18 protein-coding genes are annotated in these 24,979 nt (G+C 29.2%); 2 read left to right on the forward strand and 16 right to left on the reverse strand.

Going from position 1 to position 24,979, the window contains the following annotated elements; genetic code table 11:
* Nucleotides 1-99 precede the first annotated feature (99 nt).
* From COL3_RS08285 to glnA, 5 genes are all read right to left on the reverse strand, one after another.
* Nucleotides 100-1,020 carry a CPBP family intramembrane glutamic endopeptidase gene (locus COL3_RS08285; RefSeq protein WP_008428131.1) on the reverse strand — a complete coding sequence of 307 codons (921 nt, stop codon included), beginning with the start codon at nucleotides 1,018-1,020 and terminating at the stop codon, nucleotides 100-102.
* Between the two features lie 204 nt (nucleotides 1,021-1,224).
* Nucleotides 1,225-2,697: a glutamate synthase subunit beta gene (locus COL3_RS08290; protein ID WP_008428132.1), complete on the reverse strand. Its 1,473-nt coding sequence runs from the start codon at nucleotides 2,695-2,697 to the stop codon at nucleotides 1,225-1,227.
* A gap of 13 nt (nucleotides 2,698-2,710) precedes the next feature.
* Nucleotides 2,711-7,288 carry a glutamate synthase large subunit gene (gene gltB / locus COL3_RS08295; RefSeq protein ID WP_008428133.1) on the reverse strand — a complete coding sequence of 1,526 codons (4,578 nt, stop codon included), beginning with the start codon at nucleotides 7,286-7,288 and terminating at the stop codon, nucleotides 2,711-2,713.
* 176 nt (nucleotides 7,289-7,464) lie between these two features.
* A complete protein-coding gene (locus COL3_RS08300) occupies nucleotides 7,465-8,025 on the reverse strand; it encodes an ANTAR domain-containing protein (RefSeq protein WP_008428134.1) in 561 nt (186 codons plus the stop codon).
* A 41-nt stretch (nucleotides 8,026-8,066) separates the two neighbouring features.
* On the reverse strand, nucleotides 8,067-9,398 hold the full coding sequence (gene glnA / locus COL3_RS08305) for a type I glutamate--ammonia ligase (protein ID WP_008428135.1): 1,332 nt from the start codon (nucleotides 9,396-9,398) through the stop codon (nucleotides 8,067-8,069).
* Nucleotides 9,399-10,060: 662 nt separating this feature from the next.
* Between glnA and COL3_RS08310 the strand changes: the two genes are divergently transcribed.
* Nucleotides 10,061-11,374, forward strand: a complete 1,314-nt coding sequence (locus COL3_RS08310; protein WP_008428136.1) for an aspartate kinase — start codon at nucleotides 10,061-10,063, stop codon at nucleotides 11,372-11,374.
* A gap of 232 nt (nucleotides 11,375-11,606) precedes the next feature.
* Here the strand turns inward: COL3_RS08310 and COL3_RS08315 are convergent, their stop codons facing one another.
* From COL3_RS08315 to COL3_RS08340, 6 genes are all read right to left on the reverse strand, one after another.
* Nucleotides 11,607-12,494: an Rpn family recombination-promoting nuclease/putative transposase gene (locus COL3_RS08315; RefSeq protein WP_008428137.1), complete on the reverse strand. Its 888-nt coding sequence runs from the start codon at nucleotides 12,492-12,494 to the stop codon at nucleotides 11,607-11,609.
* Nucleotides 12,495-12,621: 127 nt separating this feature from the next.
* The gene (locus COL3_RS08320) at nucleotides 12,622-12,903 is read right to left on the reverse strand and encodes a LysM peptidoglycan-binding domain-containing protein (RefSeq protein ID WP_008428138.1); all 282 of its coding nucleotides are present in this window, start codon (nucleotides 12,901-12,903) and stop codon (nucleotides 12,622-12,624) included.
* A gap of 104 nt (nucleotides 12,904-13,007) precedes the next feature.
* Nucleotides 13,008-13,787 carry a GGDEF domain-containing protein gene (locus tag COL3_RS08325; protein WP_008428139.1) on the reverse strand — a complete coding sequence of 260 codons (780 nt, stop codon included), beginning with the start codon at nucleotides 13,785-13,787 and terminating at the stop codon, nucleotides 13,008-13,010.
* Between the two features lie 163 nt (nucleotides 13,788-13,950).
* Nucleotides 13,951-14,598: a DedA family protein gene (locus COL3_RS08330; RefSeq protein ID WP_008428140.1), complete on the reverse strand. Its 648-nt coding sequence runs from the start codon at nucleotides 14,596-14,598 to the stop codon at nucleotides 13,951-13,953.
* A gap of 168 nt (nucleotides 14,599-14,766) precedes the next feature.
* On the reverse strand, nucleotides 14,767-14,958 hold the full coding sequence (locus COL3_RS08335; RefSeq protein ID WP_035284280.1) for a hypothetical protein: 192 nt from the start codon (nucleotides 14,956-14,958) through the stop codon (nucleotides 14,767-14,769).
* Nucleotides 14,959-15,185: 227 nt separating this feature from the next.
* Nucleotides 15,186-16,772 carry a glycosyltransferase family 39 protein gene (locus COL3_RS08340; protein WP_008428143.1) on the reverse strand — a complete coding sequence of 529 codons (1,587 nt, stop codon included), beginning with the start codon at nucleotides 16,770-16,772 and terminating at the stop codon, nucleotides 15,186-15,188.
* A 288-nt stretch (nucleotides 16,773-17,060) separates the two neighbouring features.
* On the opposite strand from COL3_RS08340, the gene COL3_RS08345 reads away from it, so the two are divergent.
* The gene (locus COL3_RS08345) at nucleotides 17,061-18,293 is read left to right on the forward strand and encodes a hypothetical protein (protein ID WP_008428145.1); all 1,233 of its coding nucleotides are present in this window, start codon (nucleotides 17,061-17,063) and stop codon (nucleotides 18,291-18,293) included.
* A gap of 104 nt (nucleotides 18,294-18,397) precedes the next feature.
* Here the strand turns inward: COL3_RS08345 and COL3_RS08350 are convergent, their stop codons facing one another.
* The 5 genes from COL3_RS08350 to COL3_RS28640 form a co-directional block, all read right to left on the reverse strand.
* A complete protein-coding gene (locus COL3_RS08350; protein ID WP_008428147.1) occupies nucleotides 18,398-20,575 on the reverse strand; it encodes a hypothetical protein in 2,178 nt (725 codons plus the stop codon).
* A gap of 111 nt (nucleotides 20,576-20,686) precedes the next feature.
* Nucleotides 20,687-22,315, reverse strand: coding sequence for a hypothetical protein (locus tag COL3_RS08355; RefSeq protein WP_008428149.1), 1,629 nt, complete (start codon nucleotides 22,313-22,315; stop codon nucleotides 20,687-20,689).
* 15 nt (nucleotides 22,316-22,330) lie between these two features.
* Nucleotides 22,331-23,884 (reverse strand): NAD(P)/FAD-dependent oxidoreductase, encoded by a 1,554-nt coding sequence (locus tag COL3_RS08360; RefSeq protein ID WP_008428150.1) that lies wholly within the window; start codon nucleotides 23,882-23,884, stop codon nucleotides 22,331-22,333.
* Between the two features lie 40 nt (nucleotides 23,885-23,924).
* Nucleotides 23,925-24,338 (reverse strand): GtrA family protein, encoded by a 414-nt coding sequence (locus COL3_RS08365; protein WP_008428152.1) that lies wholly within the window; start codon nucleotides 24,336-24,338, stop codon nucleotides 23,925-23,927.
* A 127-nt stretch (nucleotides 24,339-24,465) separates the two neighbouring features.
* A partial coding sequence (locus COL3_RS28640) for a hypothetical protein (protein ID WP_180277926.1) occupies nucleotides 24,466-24,979 on the reverse strand: 514 nt, incomplete at its 5' end.

Here is a 24,979-nt window from a genome sequence, read left to right on the forward strand (position 1 = left end):
CCTTATAACTTTATCTTATAAAATTTATGCATAATTTATTATAGCTTGAAATTTATACAAATATATTAAAATATACTTAATTTTATCTTAATATAAGCCCTAATTTCTAGAGGGTAAATATCTAAATGATATACATATACTTACTATAAGTAATATTGTAACTATGATTCCACCCTCAGGTCCAAAATCACCTCCATTTATTATATTGGGACTTATAACCTTTATTTTATATATAGAAGCAGTATCAATTCCACTCACTAAAAAACCAAAAACATCTCCTTGAAAATAGTTCCACGCAATATGATAACCTATTCCCATCCATAAATTTTTAGTTTTAATAAGTAAAATACCCATGAAAATTGCAAACAAAAATAAATTAATATATGCGAGTGCACTTATGCCAGGATTATCAGCATGTAATAATGCAAAGATTATAGCTGATATCACTATAGGAATAATCCACGATTTCTTGGGCTGCTTTAAAATATTTATGCAGTAGCCTCTAGAAAAAAGTTCTTCACTAATTCCAACAAAAATAAAAACAATTAACTGTGAAATTAATAAATAGGAAAAGCTAGGCTTATAAAAACTATTTTGCAATTCTACAGATTTAGTGCATAACAAAGTGAACGCTACTAATGTAAATGAAAGTGCACCTATTATCAATCCAAATAATAAATCATTAGAACTGCTACTGATTTTAGTAAGTCCCATTTCTTCGAGTTTTCTTTTTTCAAATATCCTCCAGAATACAATAGTACATATTATGGAACATATGCATTGAATTAGTATTAACGCCATACTTACAAAACTATTCATGTTTGATAATTGTTCATTTAAGTACCGTGTTAAAACCTCTGAACCGACAGCAAATTGAGGATTTGTTTTCTGAAGAAATAAGTTATAAATTCTTAAAAAAATATCAGACACAATATATGTAGTAGTATAAGATACTGCATATAAAATTCCTATTTTTAATAAAGATATTATTAGGCTATTGTGATTTTTTAGAGTTTTCATCGTATTTCTCCCTCTCTTTCATTAAGAAATAATAATTTACATAAATAATTTATTTATCCTAATAATATTTTATTAATCTTTACCATGATATAGTAATTACTTGAGTAATTTTATAGAAAAAACAATACCTCTAGAAATTTTTCTAGAGGTATTGTTTTTGTGAAATGATCTTATATGCAGCATAGCTGCTCTTTTTATCTGTGTTTATTTTCTTAAAAACTCATTAACTGCTATAGCCGCTTGTATTCCTTCGCTGATTGCTGTTACAACTAATGATTGACCACGTCTAGCATCCCCTGTTGCGAATACCTTAGGCACATTAGTCTTAAAATCTCCCCCAGCCTTTACATTAGTTCTTGCATCTGATTCTACTCCAAAAGCTTCTTTAATGTAGCTTTGAGAACCTGTGAATCCCATAGCAAGTAATACTAATTCAGCCTTATAATTTTTTTCTGATCCTTTAACTGGAACTGGTCCAAATCTACCGTTTTCGTCCTTTTTCCATTCAACTTTTACAGTATCAACACTTTCTAGTTTTCCATCTTTATCTGCATGAAGCGCTGTAACTGTAGTTAAATATTCTCTTGGATCTTTGCCATAAACGTCTATAAATTCTTCTTGGCCGTAATCAACCTTAAGAACCTTAGGCCATTCTGGCCATGGATTATTGGCAGTTCTTTCTTTAGCTGGTTCACCCATTATTTCAAATTGAACTAATGACTTACATCCATGTCTAAGTGAAGTTCCAACACAGTCAGTACCTGTATCTCCACCACCAATTACAATTACATTTTTATCTTTTGCAGAAATGTAGTTGTTATCGCTGTGGTTAGAATCTAATAAACTCTTAGTATTAGCTTTTAAGAAGTCTACTGCAAAATAAATACCTTCTTTAACATCTGCTCTTCCTTCTGCTACAAGGTCTCTAGGCTGTGATGCTCCAGTTGCAAGAACTACTGCATCAAATTCGTCTAAAATTTCATTTGCATCGTAGTTGTTACCAATATCTGCATTATTTACGAATTTAACGCCTTCTTCCGCCATAAGGTGTACTCTTCTTAAAATAACTTCCTTATCAAGCTTCATGTTAGGAATACCGTACATTAGTAAACCACCTGGTCTGTCACTTCTTTCAAACACAGTAACTTTGTGACCACATTTATTTAATGTATCTGCCACTGCAAGCCCTGCTGGACCTGATCCGATTACAGCAACAGTCTTTCCTGTTCTCTTAACCGGAGGATTAGCTTTAACTATTCCATTTTCAAAAGCAGTGTCAATTATAGCTCTTTCATTTTCCTTTATAGTAACTGAAGGACCATTTAACCCTGCTGTACATCCAGCTTCACATGGAGCCGGACATACTCTTCCTGTAAATTCAGGGAATGGATTAGTCTTATTTAATCTCTCATAAGCTAAATCCCATTTTCCTCTATATACTAAATCATTCCATTCAGGAATTAAGTTATGAAGCGGGCATCCTGACACCATTCCTGAGAATAATACTCCTGATTGGCAGAATGGAACTCCACAATCCATACATCTTGCACCTTGAATGCTTTGCTTATCTGCTGGAAGACGTAAATGAAATTCTTTATAATCTTTTAGTCTTTCTTTAGGTTCTCTATTTTTGCCTTCTTCTCTATCATACTCTAAAAATCCCGTTGGTTTTCCCATTTGACTAACCCTCCTAATTTCCTTTAATTTCTTGGAAAGTTTTAATTAATGCTTCGTCCTCATCACATCCAAGATTCTTATACTTCTCAACAGTTTCTATTACTCTCTTATAATCTTTTGGAATTATCTTATGGAATTTAGATTTTTCTGTTTCAAAGTTGTATAATATTTTATTTCCCTTAGGAGAGCCTGTAACTTTAACATGTTCTTCAATTAAGTTCTTTAATTCTTCTTCATCTTCTAAGCTTAACTCTTCTAATAGAATCATTTCTTCATTTAGATTTATTCTAAAGTTTGGATCTTCTTCGTAAAGGTAAGCAATTCCTCCACTCATACCTGCTGCAAAGTTAATTCCTGTTTTACCTAAAACAACAACTTTACCACCAGTCATGTATTCTAATCCGTGAGCTCCAACTCCTTCTACTACAGCAGTTGCCCCTGAATTTCTAACGCAGAATCTTTCACCTGCAATACCATTTATAAATACTTTTCCTGAAGTTGCTCCATATAAAGCAACATTTCCGATCAAGATATTTTCTTCAGCTACAAATGTTGATTTCTTTGGAGGATATACGATAATCTTACCACCTGATAATCCCTTACCTAAGTAGTCATTTGCATCTCCTTCAACTTCAAAAGTTAATCCCTTTGGAATAAATGAACCAAAACTTTGACCAGCTGCTCCATTACATTTTATAGTTACTGTATCATCTGGCAATCCTTTTCCACCATGTACCTTAGTTATTTCAGATCCTAAGATAGTTCCAAGTGTTCTATCAGTATTAGTTACATCAACTTCTAAGCTTATTTTTTCACCATTATTTATAGCTTCTTTGCATTTATCTAAGAATAACTTTTCATCTAGTACTTTATTAAGTTTAAAGTCATACTTCTTAGTCTCATCAAATTTAACAACTTTACCTTTATATTTATCAGGAGTGTATAACACAGAACTTAAATCAACATTTTGAGCTTTCCAGCCATGAATGTTTTCTTTTTGTTTAAGTCTATCTACTCTACCAATCATTTCATCAAGTTTTCTAAATCCAAGCTTAGCCATAATTTCTCTAAGTTCTTCTGCTATGAAGTACATAAAGTTAACTACATATTCTGGCTTTCCTTTAAATCTCTTTCTAAGCTCTTCATTTTGAGTTGCAACACCAACTGGACATGTATCTAGGTTACATACTCTCATCATAACACAACCAAGTGCTACAAGTGGTGCAGTTGCAAATCCAAATTCTTCAGCTCCAAGAAGTGCTGCAATAGCAACGTCACGACCGCTCATAAGCTTACCATCAACTTCTACTCTAACTCTTTCTCTTAAATCATTAAGTAATAAAGTTTGATGAGTTTCTGCTAGTCCAAGTTCCCAAGGAAGTCCTGCATTCTTAATAGAGTTCTTAGGTGATGCACCAGTCCCTCCATCATATCCAGAAATTAATATAACTTCTGCTCCACCTTTAGCAACACCAGCTGCTATAGTACCTACTCCACATTCAGAAACTAACTTAACAGATACTCTAGCACCAGTATTTGCATTCTTCAAGTCATAAATTAACTGTGCTAAATCTTCTATTGAATAAATATCATGATGTGGTGGTGGTGATATAAGACCAACCCCAGTAGTTGAATGTCTTGTTTTTGCAACCCATGGATAAACCTTAGTTCCTGGTAGTTGTCCACCTTCACCTGGTTTTGCTCCTTGAGCTAATTTTATTTGAAGTTCATCTGCATTTACTAAGTATTCTGAAGTTACTCCAAATCTACCAGATGCAACTTGCTTAATTGAAGATCTTCTTGAATCCCCATTTTCATCTACTATCCATCTTTCTGGATCTTCTCCACCTTCACCAGTATTAGATCTACCACCAATTCTATTCATAGCAATAGCTAATGCTTCGTGAGCTTCTTTAGAGATTGATCCATAAGACATAGCCCCGGTTTTAAATCTCTTAACTATTTCAGATACTGGTTCAACTTCTTCTAAAGGAATTTCATTAGAATTATAATTGAATTCTAATAAACCTCTTAATGTTATTTCAGCGTCTTCAGCATCAATTAAAGAAGTACATTCTTTAAATAATTCATAGTTTCCTGTTTTAGTTGCTTCTTGAAGCTTATGAATAGTTAATGGATTATATAAATGCTTTTCTTCATTTCCTTCACCAGATCTAAGTTTTTCATATCCTGGTGAGTCTAATGAAAAATCAGCTGCATAAGTTTTTTCTCTAAATCCATTTTCGTGGTTCATCTCAGCTTCTTTTTGAATTTCTTTTAATCCTATTCCACCAATTCTGCTTACAGTATTAGTGAAGTACTTATCAATAACTTCTGTACCAATACCTATAGCTTCAAAGATTTGAGCTCCTTGGTAAGATTGAATTGTTGAAATACCCATTTTAGAAAGTATTTTGATTATACCTTTAGTTAGTGCTTTATTATAATTGTATACAGCCTTATTATAATCTACTTCAAGTAATCCTTCTTCAATTAGTCCTCTTAAAGCTTCATATGCCATATATGGATTTACAGCAGATGCACCAAATCCAATTAAAGTTGCAAAATGATGAACTTCTCTTGGTTCTCCGCTTTCTAAAACTAATCCAACTGATGTTCTAGTTCCCTTTTTAACTAAATATTGATGAAGGGCTGATACTGCAAGTAATGATGGAATTGGAACTTTAGTTTCACATACATTTCTATCTGATAATATTAATACAGTATATCCTTTTTCATATGCATCTTGTGCTTTTTCAAATAATTCATCTAATGCAGCTTCTAAAGAACCACCTTTGTCAAAAACTATATCTATAACTTTTGATTTTAAGTTTCCACTATTAAGCGCCTTTATCTTAGCAAATTCTTCATCGCTAATTATTGGAGAATCAAGCTTAAGTAATTCACAATTACCTGGCTTATCTTCTAATATATTACCTTCTGGTCCTATGTAGACATTAGAAGCTGTAACTATTTCTTCTCTTATAGCATCTATAGGTGGATTAGTTACTTGAGCAAATAATTGCTTAAAGTAATTAAATAATGGTTGAGCTTGTTTAGATAATACAGCTACAGGAACGTCAATACCCATTGCAGCAAGAGGTTCTGCTCCAGTTTGCGCCATTGGAAGCATAGTTGTCTTAACTTCTTCATAAGTATATCCAAAAGTCTTCTCTAGTCTCTTTCTTGTTTCTTTATCATACTCGATTCTAAGCTTCTTGCCATCTTTTAATTTATCTAAAGTAACTAAATTTTCCTTTAACCACTCTTCATATGGATGCTCAGTTGCATAAGCACGCTTTAATTCTTCATCATCTATAACTTCTTTTTTAACTGTATCTACAAGCAGCATTCTACCTGGCATTAATCTATCTTTCTTTTCAACAATTTCAGCTGGAATATCTAAGGCACCAACTTCTGAAGAAAGGATTAATCTTCTATCTTTAGTTATATAATATCTTGAAGGTCTTAAACCATTTCTATCTAAAACTGCACCAACTTTTTCACCATCAGTAAATACGATAGCTGCAGGACCATCCCATGGTTCCATTAGTGTAGCATTATATTCATAAAAAGCTTTCTTTTCTTTGCTCATAGTTTTACTCTTATACCATGGTTCTGGAATTGCCATCATAACTGCTCTAGTTAAATCCATACCATTCATATATAAGAATTCTAAATTATTATCGAAAATTGCAGAGTCTGACCCTTCTTTATTTATAATAGGTAATACTCTGTTTAATTCTTTACCAAGTACTCTAGATTTTACATTAGTTTCTCTAGAATAAACTTTGTTTACATTTCCACGAAGTGTGTTAATTTCACCATTATGGATCATAAATCTATTTGGATGAGCTCTTTCCCAGCTTGGGAATGTGTTAGTACTGTATCTTGAATGTACTAAAGCTAAAGAGGTTTCAACTCTTTCATCCTCTAGATCCTTATAAAATTCTCTTAATTGTGTAGATAAAAGCATTCCTTTATACACAATAGTCTTTGAAGAAAAAGATGCTATGTAGAAAGTTTCATTTAAGAATTTACTTATCCATCCCGCTCTCTTTTCTATGTTTCTTCTAACGATATATAATTTTCTTTCAAATTCTTTTCCCACTTTTATGCCATTAGGTCTCTTTACGAAAGCTTGCATTATTGCAGGCATAGCTTCTAAAGACGCTTTTCCAAGTATTGAAGGATTAGTTTGAACTTCTCTCCACCCGATTAGTTCAAGATTTTCTTCTTTACATATATCCATAAAAAGGCTCATAGCTTCTTTTCTTGCCTTTTCATCTTGTGGTAAGAATACCATAGCAACAGCATAATCACCCTCATTACCAAGTGTCATTCCCTTTGCTTTTAATTCTTCTTCGAAGAATTTATGAGGTATGTTAAATAATATTCCAGCTCCATCCCCTGTATTTTCATCAGCGCCTGTACCACCTCTATGCTCTAATTTTTCTAAGATAGTTAAACAATCTGATAAAATTTCATGAGACTTTTTTCCGTCAATGTTTACTATAGTCCCAATTCCACAAGCATCATGCTCAAAACATGGATTATATAGCCCTTGTGCATTCGGATTATTGTTTTCCATTTTAATTCCCCCTTGAGATAATAATATATTCATTTGTACCTTATTTCTTAGTCTTAAACCAGGCACTTGTCAATGTTCTTAATGTTATAACAGTATTATATTCATTCGTAGCAAAACAACGAGTAAAAATATCATTTTTTTCGATATGATTACCCGTATATTTGCTTTTTTACAATTTATTGTGTTTCACTCAATATTAGACTAGCAATATCTTTCATTCTTTTCCCAGAATCCATACTTATCTTCTGCATGTACCTAAATGCTTCATTCTCTGTAAGTCCTGAAGTTGACATGAGTTGACCTTTAGCCTTTTCAATAAGTTTTCTATCCTCTAAAGTATGTTCTAATTTTTCAACCTGCGCTCTTAACTTCTTAATCCTTTTTTTGCTTTGAAATATTAAATCAATAGCGTTAGTTAATAGCACATTAGAAATTTTGGTACCAATACAATATATATCAGTATCTTCTTCTATAAATGACTTATAAGGCTCATTTACAATAGCTAAAAAACTAGTTTGATCTACTAAAGTTTCATAAACATCTAGCAAACTCATATCTTTGAATTTATATCCAACTAAGACTAGGTCTGGGGAATATTGCATAACTAATCGAATTAATTCATTTCCTGAAGTACACAGTGCCAATATTTCATAGCCCTCTTGTGTTAGCAAACTCTTTAATTTTTTTGCTGTCTCAATATTGCTTAATGCTATAATAAGTTTTCCATTTTGAGCCATTGCAATCCCCACCTTAATTAATACTAATTGGCGCTATCAGATTAATATCTATTAAGATAGTTTTCTAATTCCCAGTCATGTACTTTAGTTCTGTAGTCATCCCATTCTGCCGCTTTCCCAGCAATATAGTTTTCATATATGTGTTCTCCTAAAGCTGACTTAGCTAATTCACTTTCTTTCATGAATTGAACAGCTTCATATAAGTTGTTTGGTAAATTGTCAATTCCATTAGCTTTTCTTTCTTCTTCAGTCATAGCAAAAATATTTGCTTCAACTTCAGCAGGTGGTGTTAAGTTATTCTTAATTCCATCTAAACCTGCTTGTAGTAATGCAGCTAATACTAAATATGGATTAGAACTTGGATCTGGACATCTAAGTTCAACTCTAGTTCCTGCTCCCCTAGCTGCTGGTACTCTGATTAATGCAGTTCTATTTTTACAAGACCAAGCTAAGTAAACTGGTGCCTCGTATCCTGGAACTAATCTCTTATATGAGTTAACTAAAGGATTAGTTACGGCAGCAACACCTTTAATATGCTTTAGTAATCCAGCTATAAATTGGTAAGCTACTTTACTTAATCCATTTTTATCATTTTCATCGACAAAAGCATTCTTTCCATCTTTGTATAATGACATATTAACGTGCATCCCTGAACCGTTAATTCCAAAGATTGGTTTTGGCATAAATGATGCATGTAATCCATGTCTTTGAGCTATAGATTTAACAACTAATTTAAATGTCATAATGTTATCAGCTGTAGTTAAAGCATCAGCATACTTAAAGTCAATTTCATTTTGACCTTCAGCAACTTCATGGTGAGATGCTTCAATTTCAAATCCCATTTCTTCTAAAGCTAAAGTCATATCTCTTCTAGCATTTTCTCCCAAATCTGTAGGTGCTAAATCAAAATATCCACCTTTGTCTTGAGTGTTAGTAGTTGGGTTACCATTCTCATCAGTTTCAAATAAGAAGAATTCACATTCTGGTCCAACATTCATTGAATACCCAAGTTCAGCAGCATCTGCTATAGCTTTCTTAAGTACATATCTTGGATCCCCTTCAAATGGTGTTCCATCAGGTCTATAAACGTCACAAATTAATCTTGCAACCTTACCTTGTTGCGGCCTCCATGGAAAAATAACGAAACTGTCTAAGTTTGGTCTTAAGTTCATGTCTGATTCTTCAATTCTAACAAAACCATCAATAGATGATCCATCAAACATGCACTCGTTGTTTAATGCTTTTTCTAATTGCTTATCTGTAATTGCTACATTTTTTAATGTTCCAAAGATATCAGTGAATTGAAGTCTTATAAATTTAACCCCATTTTCTTTAACTAAATCAATGATATCTTCCTTAGTATATTTTGCCATTTTTACATTCCCCCCTTTTCTTAAAAAAAGGCGTACAATAGAGAGGTATACCATCTATCGAACGCCTTTGCTCAATTCATTTAATAATGAAATTATATACCACTAATATTAAGAAATCAAGTGGTTTTTCTTAAATAATAAATTTTTTTATTAAAAAAACTTTAAATAATAAAGTAAATAATGTCATAATATTTATAATATAAAGTTTTGCGGTATTATTTTCCAATTTCTCTTCAGTATTTTAAATTTTTTTCATTTATTAATATATTTTTTTCTATATATTTTTATTTTAATTTCATTTTTTCGGCATTCGCTATATATTATTTTATCGTTTATAAATTTATTATGGCATATTTTCTTAAATTATATTCTATAAAAAATCATCACACAAAAAGAAGCCATAAAAAGTTTACACCCTATGACTTCATCGCCAAATTCTATTTATTTACTAGATTTAATTATATATATCAATAGATTTTAAGTCAATTATTTATGATTGAGTATTTTTCATAAATTTAGTAATACCTTATCTTTTGATAAACTTTTGCATGAAAATTTTCTTACCAATTTATATCTATCTTTAATAATTCTCTTGAACATTTTTTGATAAATTGCTACAATCTTATATGTAAAAAATACATGAAAATATGGGGGCTATAATTATGAAAACAATTGTTACTAAATTTGGTGGAAGCTCACTTGCAGATGCTAATCAATTTAAAAAGGTTAAGGATATAATATTTTCTAACGCTGAAAGAAGATATGTAATACCTTCAGCACCTGGAAAAAGAAATTCAAAAGATTCTAAAATAACGGACTTATTATATCTTTGTCATGCCCATGTTTCTACCGGAATATCTTTTGATGATGTTTTTAATCACATAAGAGACAGATACTGCGATATTGTTAAAGACTTAAATTTAGACTTTGATATTGGAGCACACTTAGATATAGTAAAAAAAGATCTTGAAGAAGGGGCTTCAAGTGATTACGCTGCAAGTAGAGGTGAATATCTAAACGGACTAATACTTGCAAACTACCTTGGTTTCGAATTTGTTGACGCTAAAGATGTTATGGTTTTTAATGCCGATGGTACTTTAGATTCAGAGGCAACAAATTCAGCGCTACATGACAAATTATCTAAAACATCTACAGCTGTAATTCCTGGATTTTATGGAGCAGATAAGGATGGTAATATAATCACTTTCTCAAGAGGTGGCTCTGATGTTACAGGGGCTTTAGTTGCTGCAAGCATAAATGCTGATCTTTATGAAAACTGGACTGACGTTTCTGGATTCTTAATGGCAGATCCTAGAATAATCAATAATCCAAAACCAATAAGCAAAATTACTTATTCAGAACTTAGAGAATTATCTTACATGGGAGCTTCAGTTTTACATGAAGATGCAATATTCCCAGTAAGAGAAGTTGGAATTCCAATAAATATAAAAAACACTAACAGACCTCAAGATGAAGGTACATTTATTGTAAAAGATACTGATGCTTCAATGAAACCAACTACAGTAACTGGTATTGCTGGCAAAAAAGATTTTACCGTAATTTCCATTGCTAAGGCATCGATGAATTCTGAGCTTGGTTTCTGCAGAAAACTTTTATCAATACTTGAACAACACAATATTTCATTTGAAAATATGCCTTCTGGAATAGATACAGTTTGTCTTGTAATTCAAGACTCTCAATTAAAGAATAAAAAAGAAATTGTACTTGAAGAAATAAAAAGGACATGCAACCCTGACAGCATCGAAGTGCATCCAAATATGGCTATGATAGCAACTGTTGGACGCGGAATGGCTAAACAAAGAGGAACTGCTGCTAAAATATTTACAGCTCTTTCAAACGCTGAAATTAACATTAGAATGATAGACCAAGGTTCTAGTGAAATGAACATTTTGGTTGGTGTAGAAAATGATGACTTCGAAAAAGGAATAACTGCAATTTACAACGCTTTTAATTAATATATTAAATGTAAAAATAAAGGTTACTCTGCTTTATGAGATAACCTTTATTTTTTTAATTTAATAAGATATATAGCTGGTAATTGAGCCATATATCTTACTAAATAATTATCATAGAAAGTTATTTACAGAAAAACTTTCACATACTTATTGAAATTAATATTATGCAATACTTATGCCTGTAAAATTTTAACCTTTGAGGTTCTTGTGAGTAACCTGTTCCCCACTTGGTTCACCGCTTAACAGTCCCAACGATGTTTTTAACATATTCAACCTCAAAGTCATTTATATCTGCTATATATTCTATTGAAAGCCCTTTTTTATATTGTTTTAATATTAATTCTCGTCTTTCCCTTTCTATTCCTTTTTCTATTCCTTTTTCTATTCCCTTTTCCATTCCCTTTATTTCAGCAGTTTTCATCTCTGCTATATAATCTCTAAGTCTTTTTAAATCATTTTCGTATATTTCTCTTTCTTCCTTGTCTAAATACATTACATCAAGTCGTTCTACAGCTTTCTTTACAGATTCATCTACTGCCAATTCTTCTGGAATTTTATCCTTTTCAAGCTCGTAGGCCCTATTCAAAAATACTATCCATCTATCTAAAGCTGTTTTTACATCTTTAAAGTCTTTTTTAAATTTATTTAACTCAATAAAATGCATTTCAAATACACTTGACAGTTCTTTCTTACTTTTCTCATTATACACCTTATATACATTATGAAAATCATCATCTTCTAAATAATCAAAATCTAATATGTTTATGGATATAGTTTTTCTTAGTTTATCATAGTTATATCCACCTTCTAATTGATCAGAATATACCTTTACCCAATAATAAAATGCCCTTTTTTCATAAAAAATTTGTTCTGATAGCTGCATTTCTATATCATACCAAATACCTTTTTCATCTACTGCTTTTATATCAAGTATACTCATTTTATCTTTTCTATAATTTGCTATATTGTAGGGATTTTTAAGGTGTATATCTTTTATTTGCTGTTCTTCTGACAATATTGAATTTATAAATGAAATAAGAATATCTTTATTTTCCTCACTTCCAAAAAGCTTCTTAAATGCAAAATCAACTTTTGGATTTAATCTACACACAAGCTTCACTTCCTCTCCAATGCATATTCAAATCTAATATTGATTATAATAATATTATAGCCGATAAACTATCTACTTAAAATAAAAAATTGCACTAAACATTCATTCAGTGCAATTTTTATACAAAAACGTAGTCTTATTTAATATACATTTTTCCATTTTCAAGTGCATATTCTGGGATCCGAAAAATAGTTTGATCGTTCATAATATTTTCATCATCAATCTTGTTGATTGATTTTATCATCTTAATTGTGCTATTAAAATTACAAGTGCTTTCATATTTTCTTGCAATATCAGTTAAGGTTTCCCCATATTTCAATTTGTAATTAATGCATTGTAATTTTGCAAAATAGTTGGATGTATCGATACCAGTCTTTTCAATTTCACTGTTAGTCTTTTCTTCTTTACTTATAACCATCGAAGTTCCATTGAAAAATCTTATTATGAGTAATGCTGGTTATAATTATGAAGAATGGATTCAAAAATTCTTCATGGGAAATGTTGAGATAATCCTCTTAATTATTAAATAATATTTTCCTGACTATCTAAAAGCCTTTCTTTTCGACTTCTCTTCTCTTCATACATTCTTTTATCTGCAATGTTCATTAAATCTTCCAATGTAATTCCGTCTTCTGTATATTTCGAATAACCTATACTAACTTGTGTGTTTTGATTACTAAAAATATGTGAAACACCATTTTTAATGGATAGTTTAATATTTTCAATTTCTTTTTCACTTATATTTTCTATAATCGCAATAAATTCATCGCCACCAGTTCTAGCAACAACCCCCTTTTTTCCTATTCTATTTTTTATAATTCTAGCTGAGCTAATTATATATTTATCACCTACTAAATGTCCAAGACTATCATTAATCATCTTAGTCTTATCTAAATCAAATGCCATAATAAAAAAAGCTTGGCCCGTTGAAATTTTTCTTTCAAAAACTTTTTCTAATCCTTTTCTATTATACAAACCCGTCATTGGGTCATTATTTGCATTTCTATTTAATGTAGATATAACCTTTACAATGCAATTAATCCAAAGTATTAGATATGTAACAAAAATACTTACTCCAATTACAAGAAATATGTTAATTATATTTTCAATTTCAATATGTATTAAATTTGATATCATGTCTAAAAATGAAGCTGCTAAAATTAACCCTAAACCACTAATTCCAACAACAGATATCTTTTTTTTATACACAAATTTATTTAATACTTTATAATTTATCCATATCATATAAATTAAAAGAAACGATACAAATAAAAATATTATTAATTTGCTCAACCAAACCATAAAAAATCCTTCTTTCTCCCTCATACCATTTATTGCTTATTATACCACGAAGTTCTTTAAAGAAACATAAAATAATTGTTAAGTATTGTAAAATAAATGAATTAATTTTGAAATTTAAAATGCACAACTAGGCAATTTTCTCCTAATTGTGCATTATTTTTTATTATATTATTCCTTTTGATTTTTTCATTTTACTTTTTAAAATTTCAATAGCAACTGGTAAAATTGAAATTAATATTATTGCTATTACTACAATTTCAAAATTATTTTTAACTACAGGAATAGCCCCAAAGAAATATCCTAACGCTGAAACTCCTAATACCCATAAAACTCCACCAACCGCATTAAAAGAAATAAAATTTTTATAATCCATTTCTCCTACTCCTGCAACAAATGGTGCTAGCGTCCTTACTATAGGTATAAATCTAGCAAAAATTATTGTCTTCCCACCGTATTTTTCATAAAATTTATGGGTTTTATCAAGATGCTCTTTCTTTATAAATTTCCCGCTTTTAATCATTTTATTTCCCAGCAATCTACCAATTTCATAATTTGAAGTATCTCCAAGTATTGCTGCTGCCATTAAAATTCCTATCAATATAAATATATTTAGCATTCCCATAGCCGCAAAAGCTGCCGCTGCAAATATCAAAGAATCTCCTGGTAAAAACGGTGTTATTACCAGCCCTGTTTCCAAAAATATTATAACAAATAGCATTAAATAAGTTTCAAATCCATAATTATTTATTACAACTCCCAAATATTTATCTAGATGCAAAAACATATCTATCAAATAAGCAAATGTATTCATCTCTTCCTCCAATATGTTATTTTTTATTTTTCACATATGGTCATTATACATCAATAGCAATTAAAATGAAATTAAGATTTTATTAAAATTGCAACAAACCTCACTTAATTCAAGTTTAGTGAAGCACTTAAATATAGCAATTCTAGTTTTTAAAATAAATGTTAAGATTTACTTCGTAGTTAATAGAATAAATAATTGAATATTTTGACCGTCACTCTGCAAAGCAGCTCTAACTTCTGACCCGTTAAACTCTTTGCTATCCTTAGTAAACATGAATATTGCACTCCTTGATAAAGTTGTTATTATTAATAATTTAAGTATTAGTTCCAATAACGTAATGCCTGGCATTTTACTATTCAATATTAAATTCCCCTTAGCATTTAATAATCTTTTACACTAATTCACCAGAACATTCCAAGACGTTCGATAATTCTTGCCTCTTTTTATACTTTTTTGATAAAATATTCTGCTCTTCTAATTTGATGCACTTAAATACGTTCTCTAATTATTGTCAACTTTCTGTTTGCATATTCAAGTTCAAAATCATTTATATCTTCTATATACTTTACTGAAGCTTATTACATTGTTTATTTTAATTTGTACGCTACAGAAAAATTATCAAAAGTCTCAATTTTAAAACCACGTTTAATAAAAATTCCAATGGAATCATTTTCTAACACATAAACCATATTATCCTCAACATTAGAAAAATTACTTCCATATATGAACCTATCAAAACTAACTGGTTTTAAAGAAAATGATGGATATTTAACATATTTTCTTGTTTGTATAAAATCATTAACAGGCAACTTTGTATAAAATAATACTTTTGAGTAATATATTCTATCATCAATATAAATCTTATCTTCTGTCTTTTTTATTGCATATTCAATTGCACTACCACAACCTATCTGAAAATCAGCATTAATTTTTTTTTGGTAATCTCCAAAATAATATATGCAAAAAGCTATGAATGATACTGCATATAAAAATATGACTCCCTTAAATATACTTATTGTGGATTTCTTCAGTATCATATACATTCCGTATGCACAATAAAAAATTATAGATATCTGGATACAGTTAATTTTATTTAAATTAATATTCTTCATTACGCATGCTAATATAAATGAACTTAACAAATTAGCAAAAATATAAAAATGCAAATCAAATTCTTTCTTTTTAAAACTACTAAAAATATGCTTACATGAATCTACTAGACCTATCACAATAACCGGTAAGCTAAATTTGTAATAAAATCCAAAATAATTTATTGAATTATGCACTAAATTATCATCCTGACTTAGTACTAAATAGAAAAATGAAGAAATATTGTCAATAATACTATCTAATGATATTTCATCCCCCCTAAATCCAGGCATTTTAGGAATAGATATAATACTTGTCCTAACTTCATTGAACATCCCTTTATTAATTGCAATGAAAAGAAGTATTGGAAATGCTATAATAATAAAGATTATAGTTGATATTATAAAATACTTACCTATTCGTATTTTTTTGTAATAAAATGCATACAAACACTGCATAACTAATATAAGTGGTGTAACAATCCACAATGGTGCATAACAATATAACGATAAACCATAGAATAGTGCTGAAAGCATTAACCACTTCTCTTTTTCTAAACCCTTTAACAAAAAATATAATCCAAATAACAAAAATGCTGCTGCAATATTGGATTCTAATCCCCATCTCGACAGCATAATGTGCCATGGGTTAATTGCCATTAAAAAAAGAGCAATTATAGAAACTTTATAATTACCGCACACTCTTTCTACTACTAGAAAAAAAATAATTAACGAAATGCATGAAAATATTACTTGGGGTAATCTAATAATAAACGTAGATAATTGCCCTCCTGCTAATAAAATAAACGGCATCGTTAAATAGCTATATAATACGTTCATCCCACTTCCCCACGAAACAAAATATATTGGGTTAGCATACCCTTGAGAATCTTTTCCATAAAATAGTATTGAATATGCTTCATAGCCTGCAAATGCTTCATCTTGATTTATCCCACCTGGCATATTTGATAAATTTATAATGCGTACTAAAATTCCTATACATAATATAATTATAACCAAAAACACTTTATGGTTATCTTTAATAAAAGAATTTTTAAAAGTTTTACATTCTATATAATTTTCCATACTTTTCCTCTCTAATGTACTTTCATAAAAAAACAAATTTAGTAAAATACATAATCCTATTATTAAAATTACTATTGCCCGATTTTTTCTTAATATAAGTATATGTTAATCTTTTAATCTTTATTATAAAGCAAAATACACTATTAAGAAATATTATTTATGTTGTTAAAATTATTTATACAGACTAAAAAAATCATTAATTTTTTAACTCAATTTGTAACAATTGTTATATTAATGTATAATAAATATGAAATTTTATAAAGTTTTATTTATGCAAGGGGTATGAAAATGAAAAATAAAGAATACTTAAACATAATGGATAATAAAATAAGGTATTTTATATATGATTACGCATATTTATTATTTATATTACTAATATCTATATGTGCGCTTATAATTAGATTTGATTGGTGGTTCTTAGAAAGTCATGATTATACTAAATATTTACTTCCATGGTGTCAATATTTAGAAAACAATGGTGGCTTTTTAGGGCTAAGCTCTTTACAGTCTGATTATAATGTTAGTTATCTATATATTTTAGCCGCTTTCACTTATTTACCTTTAAGTTATTTATCTAAAATAAAAATCGTCTCTATTATATTTGATTTTGCTTGTGCAATTGCAAGTTCCTTATTAATCAAACATTTTACTAATAATAAAAATTCAAAACTTATATCTACTATTACTTATTCATTAGTTCTCTTTGTGCCTACTGTAATTGCAAATAGTTCAGCTTGGGGACAATGTGATTCTATTTATGTTTCATTCATTTTATTTTCATTATATTTTTTATTAGATGAAAATTATAAATTATCATTTTTATTTTATGGTATTTCATTTGCATTTAAATTACAAGCTATATTCATCCTTCCACTATTCATAATTTTATATTTTAACAAAAAAGATTTTTCAATAGTTAATTTTCTTATAGTTCCTATTATAAATTTTCTTATCTATATACCAGCCTGGTTACTTGGTAGGCCTTTAAATTTATTATGGAATATATATTTTATTCAAACAAATGAATACAAAGCTGCTGTTTTAAATTTTCCCAATATATATAATTTTTTGCCTTCTAATATTAATATATTTAATTTTTCCGGATTAATCTTTACAATCTCTATTCTTGGAATTTTATTAATGTTTATTTTATTTGGAAAATCTAAACTTACAAATCTTGAAATAATCAAACTAGCTTTGCTATTAAACTTATTAACAACTTATTTTTTACCATCTATACATGATAGATATACTTACTTAGCTGATATACTAGCAGTAATATATTGCATTATCAAAAAAGAAAAATTTATGGTTACTTTAGGACTGATATTAATTTCTCTAAATTCATACATATTCTCCCTTTTGGGCATTATAGCTATTCCTATGAAAATTGCAGCTAGTATACAATTAATTTTAGTTTATATGATCTTGGTGGATTTTATAAAACCTTTTAATTCTGCTAATGAAATTGAAAATAGTATTAACAATTGCACTAACTCTAATGTAAAAATACCTATATAGTAATCCTAAGACAAAAAACAGATGATCTTTCTTTTATTACCTCATCTGTTTTTTTACTATTTCATTAATTTTTTTGCTTTACTTTTAAAATTTTTAATAGTAGTTCACTTTTTTGTTTCAATATACTTTTCTTCATTTATATAACATTTTTGCTTCTTTTTGTTCCAAATTTGTATTCTACTCACAATTCCTAATATTATCAAAAATATAAACACACAATAAATACCTGTAATCAAGTATGGGTCCCTATACTTAATTAAAATTTTATGTTTGCCCTCTGGCACTGAAATACAAAAATTAATATCATTTATAGGTGTCAGCTTAGCTTTATTTCCATCAATATAACCTTCAAAAAAATCATTGTACATATTATTAAAAATAATGCTATCTGGTTGTTGCAAATTAACACTTAATTCAATATTATTTGTTGTTACCGTATAATCATCGCTTTCAACTTGCTCACCTTTTAAATTAAAAAACATAGGATATGCTTTTTCATCATAAAATACAACTCTATACTCATCTTCATATTTCTTTACAATTCCATAAGAGTTCAGCTTTTTTGAATACTTATCAACTTTGCTTTTAGGAACTATATACCATCTTACTGCTGCTTTTCTAAAATAATCTACTTGGATTGGGTCATTCTCCTTTACTATAGCTGTAAAATTCAATCCAAGAGCAGCATCTAAACTTGATTTAGAAATCAATACTTCATACCCCGCAAAGTAATCTAATCCCCAAAGTGTTGCGTAACTGAAACCCATTGTAGGTGCTGTCAAGTTATTAGTATCATTTTGCGGAGTAGGATTCCAAATATCAAAACCAATTGAAATAATTCTACCTCCAATTAATTTATTCTTTAGATTTTCTACCAATGGTAATCTATCAGCATGATGTTCCCCAAAATCTCTATACGCAGTTCCAGTGTAAAGAAATATGAAATTAAACATTTGAATTCCTATTATTAAAATTATTAGTATATCTTTAACTACTTTCTTCCATTCTAACTGTCTAATAAAATTTGATAATACTAATGTAGCAATAACAATTAAATAAAAATCAAAAAACAAAGCTAATTTGAATGGCCATCTGAATCTATTTAATATAGGAATTAAGTATATTATCATATTAAACATCCAATTAGTTGACCACAAAAGTGCTAACAACATTGGTATCATAAAAACACATACATTTTTGGAATTTCTTCTAATACTTTTTGACTTCGTAATGTACTTTTGAATAATTCCAATCAATAAAAAAATCATTGTAAAATAACCCACATGTGAAAGATTTAACATATTTCTGAATGAAAACTCTGTATTTTCATCAGGCTGCAAAAAAGGATAGAATAATCCTTTTATCAGCTGATCAACTGGAAAATACTCATCAAAAAATATTTCAAATGGAAGTCTTTCACTTCTTTGCGCTGAAACAGTTGTCAGGTGCCACATTGGAAGTAACAATGGTAATGAAAAAATAAACACATAGATATAGCTTTCAATGTAATTTTTTAAAAATCTAAGAACATTACTTTCTTTTTCACCCATAGAAGCATCATATATGACATAACAAATTACAGTTATAAATTCAAAAATCACTGAATAAATAAAGTATTGGATATGCCCTGCATAAAACAATAGTAATCTAACTAATACAGTATAAATTGTTGTTTTCAATGATGGTTTTTTATAAAGACAAAAACTAAAAAGCAACATCCATGGGAAATATGCTGCAACTGCTGCAACAATTACCCATGAGTTCGAAACATAAATAACAAAACTGCTTAAAGGCCAAGTTAAGCCGCCGAAAAAAGCGGCTTTATTATCATTTTCCAATAATATTATAAACTTATAAACGCCTACCGCTCCTATTAGTAGGTGCAAAATTACTTGAATATCAATTGCTGCAAAATAATGTCCAAAAATACATTTGCTTAGGAAAACAGAAAAATAAGTTATGGGATATAAAGCGGCTGTTTGCCCAATAGCCAGTGATGGAATTCCTAAAAACTGATGGAAGTTATATAAAGCAAGTTCCCCCTTTATAATACTTTCATAATTATGAACAAAATACGGGAGATATGAATCCCTATTATCATCCTGGAGAAAAAAATACGGATGTTTATATTCAATAAACAATAATATACCAAAGACTAAAAATACTAATATCAACATATAGTTAAAACTCACTGGCCTTTTAGAAATTAGGTTCTCCTCTAAGTTATTAACTTCAGTTTTTTTAATTACATTACTGGTATCTATCATCTTTGATAATTTCATCTAATTTATCTCCCTTTTTATTTTTCCTTCTATTCTTTTTTCAGCCCATATATAAGATCCCTATTTTTATGGATGTAGCTTCATATGATTTTCTACACATGTATTATCTATTTAGGGTTCTATTTCCTTCAAATTCGGAAATTGCTCCATAAGATCTTTTCTAATATAAACCAAATAGTCATAATCAGTTACTCCCCATTTCCAGACATAGTTTCCCTTTGCATCATGTACACAGACATAATCTTTATAACTAAGTGAATTTCCAAATACAATTCGTAAATCAGGTGATCCTATTATAACATCAGGAAAACCGATTTTTTTCCATTCTTTAATGTTTTCATCATTATTTGCCACCATGTGAGTTACGAAACATTTATTAGGTATATTATTATTTAAATTATAATATATATTTTTATCGAAATATGGTAGTGCATCGGTACCACCAATTAAATTTGTATCCACTACTGTCATTTTAGTCTCATTATTAGTATACTGTTTCCATTGAGCCATAATATTATATTTATCTAAATTGTTTTCTTTAATAAACGTTGCTAAATCTCTTCCTACTCCATATGGAACATATATCTCATTTATAGATGACATTATTGTCCAAGTAACCGATATGCAAATTATAATTCCAAAAAAAACTGTTGGAATACGATTTAATAATCGAATATCTGATTCTTCCTTAACTAACCTATTTAAAAATTGAAAGTTAATACTTTTCTCTTTTTTATCCTCACAACAAATCCAAATTATAAATAAAAAAAACGCTGTAATAATGCCAACATGATGAGGACTAAAATATACGAATGTAGAAAAAACTCCAATAAAACTATATGGTATCAATAATAATAATAATTTATTATTTCTTTTTGCAAATGCAATCAATAGAAAACTAATTATACCGCTTCCAACGATTCCTATAGCAGAATAAATACTCAATTCAAGTTTTGTTGTAAAATAATTGCAAATATCTAAATAAGTAGCATCTCCTGGCAGTACAAAAAACATATATACAAATCTATTTATATAATTATTATCTTTCACTACATTAGCCATTGCATAAGTATCAGGTTTAGGAATAATACTTATTACTAAAATTAAGTTTAATATTAATAATATTGATAGGGCAAAAAAACGTTTATCACAACAAAACTTCTTTATACTATTTATTGAAAAATTCTTATTAAATATTTCAAATAACCATGCTATAACAATTCCAGCAGAAAATATTATTCCATATGCACTAGCGCTGCAAAGTATAAATAAGGCTGCCATAAATCTAAAAGGTTTTATATCTTTAGTTTTGTAAAACATTGAACAAAGAATAAATCCAAGCATTAATATGCAATAAGGCCTGCTTATTACGCCATATTGATAAAAAAAGAAGTAAGTAAATGGTACTGTCAATTTAACTATTCTTTTAAAAGGTGCTTTAAAAATAAATAATCCCATAGCTATAGAACAAAAGGTAAGTGAAACTAACTTAATGCTAAATTCAAAAGGAGCACCCAATTTAGCAAAAGGTAGAAGTACTAAATGCCAGATAGGAGGATGTCCTTCATAATGTGGCAGCACAAATAATATTTCTTTTAAAGAAGCATCTCTTGCAATCAACCATGCCTGTGCTTCATCAAACCATGGTTCATGAAAATACATAATTATTATCATACATACCATATACAGTATTAAAGCTAAAATTTCTGGTATATATTTATTAATCCTTTTGTTATTCACCCTCTTCTCCCCTTGCTAACTAGTTTTAATTTCATGATATTCTTCTTCAGCGTTAACATCCCAAATTCTATGTTTATTAATTCCATCATTTATATACGAAGCAACTGCTTCCAACGCTGTTAACATTGAATGATCCATATTGTTGTATCTGTGCTGACCATTTCTTCCTATACAATATAAATTATCAATAGAATTTATATAATCTTTTATAGAATCAAAATTTTTATAACTTCCAAAGTATGCAGGATAAGCCTTTTTTACTTTTATAATTTTGGAATCTAAAACATCATCCTTATTTATTATGTTAATTTTACACAGCTCGTCTATAGCAAAATTAATAAAAACTTCTTCACTCATACTCCACATTTCATCATTTTCATTACAAAAATATTCAAGTCCTATCCAAACAGTATTTTCTAGATCGTTAACCAAATACGGTGACCAATTATTAAAAATTTGTAATCTTCCTATTTTAACATCCCTTTCTTGGATATATATCCAACAATCTGGAATAATATCTGAAACAGTTTTAATTTCTGTTTTATTTTCTAACTTTAGCTTCTTAAGAAGCAATCCTACTGTAATAAAATCTCTATATGGAAGATTTTCAGCAATATTTATTATATCTTTTGGCGGATAATTTCCTAGCGATTTAATTAAATCTTTAATAGGCATTGAAGAAAACACTGTTTTAACATTTTTATATTCAGATATTTCCCCATTACTTTTTTGGGCCATTAATCTAGCTATCTTATTATTTCTCACTTCTATTGAATTAACTCTAGAATCAAAAATAATTTCTCCACCCATTTCAATTATCTTATCAGCCATAGTTTCCCAAAGCTGCCCATGACCCTTTTTAGGATAATAGAATTCTTCTATTAATGAGGTTTCACATCCTTTTGAGCCTTTAAAAGGCTTAGCCAGCATAGATAAAATAACTTTAAATAATGATAAACCTTTAACCCTTTGAGCGCCCCAATCTGGTGCAATTTTAGATGGATGAACACCCCATAATTTTTCTGTATAATCTTCAAAAAACATTTCATATAATGGTTGTCCAAATCTATTAATATAGAAATCCTCTAATGAATTTTCTTTTCTCTTTATTAAGCAAGCCTTAATATATCCAATGCCAGCTTTAATCGTACGTATAATTCCCATATTATAAAAAGTTTCAAAGCTTAAGGTAATAGGATAGTTAAAGAAATTTCTAAGATAAAATATTCTTGAAATTCTCCTTCTTTTTAATAAAACTTCTTCACCCTTTTCAGGATCTGGTCCATTTTCTTCTATCTCTAATTCCCTACTTAGCATAATATCATCTTTAGAAGGATACCCTTGAATAGGCATTAATTCTTTCCATATATTCATTACCTGTTCATTTTTAGTGAAAAACCTATGTCCTCCAAGATCCATACGATTATCCTTATAAACAACTGTTCTTGAAATCCCTCCGATAGATTCTGATTCCTCAATAATGATTGGTTTAATTTCAGTGTTTTTTAATAACTTATAAGCTGCGGTAAGTCCTGCTGGCCCTGCACCAATTATAATAACCTTTTCCAAACCTTCTCTTCCCCCAATTTCTAGCTTTATACAATATAAGCTATGTAAATATCAATATTTTTCTTGCAGCATAATTCCATATTAGCACTGCTGCCGCAACTATAACTTTTGTAAGTAAATAATTCATATTAAAAAAATTCACTCCTGCATACATTCCAATTTCAGTTAAAAGCAACCCTATCATACCTATTAGGGAAAATAAAAAGAAAGAAAATATATTTCTTCCTTTTCCTTGCTCTTTGGCATCTTTAAAAACAAAAATTAATGAACAGATATAGTTAAAAATTAATCCTGCCAAAAAACCCAATGCGGTAGATACATAAATGCCTATATATCCTAAACCAAAAAATACTTGTGTTTTAAAGAAATATAAAGTTAATATATCTATGAAGAAGGCAGTTCCTCCAACAAAAATATATCTAATAAATTCATCAATAATTGCTTTCCTGTTCATATAAAATAACTCCTAAACATCCTTAGTTATGTCTATATTATTAAAATACTTTTTTCTACATAAATACTAAATAGAGATTGCAAAGCAGGAACAAAAAATCCCACTTTGCTAATCCTACTATTTTTATTTAGAATAAATCTGGTTGAGCTTCGATATTTAAAGTAACAGGTACAGGACTTGTACTATCTGCTTTTGCCGTTAAAGTAACTTTATCGCTTCCTATTGGAGTAATAGTATATACTATTAGATACCTATTCCCATTTTGCATTGAAAGTCCTGTAATATTTCCACTTCCATCAATACTTAATGATGTCGGACTTCCAATTGTACCTCCTGAAATATCATATCCTTTAAATGAAGTATTATCTACTGTAATTTTTGCATTGTTATCTACACTTAAATTTATTACTGGATTTGATGATCCTGCATCAACTATCATAGCCATTGTTACAGGAATTCCATTTGTAACACTTAAACTACTACTAGAACCATTATTGATTACATTATTAACATCTCCATTATATAAGCCATGTGCTGAAATAATACTTGGTGCTAATACTATTGTTATATTTACTGTATTTGACGCTCCGCTTACGTTTCCTGCTGCATCTTGTTGCTTTGCTGTTATTGTATGATTTCCA

Origin of the sequence: Clostridium sp. LS (genome assembly GCF_002760435.1) — a bacterium.
Taxonomy (GTDB): Bacteria; Bacillota; Clostridia; order Clostridiales; family Clostridiaceae; genus Clostridium.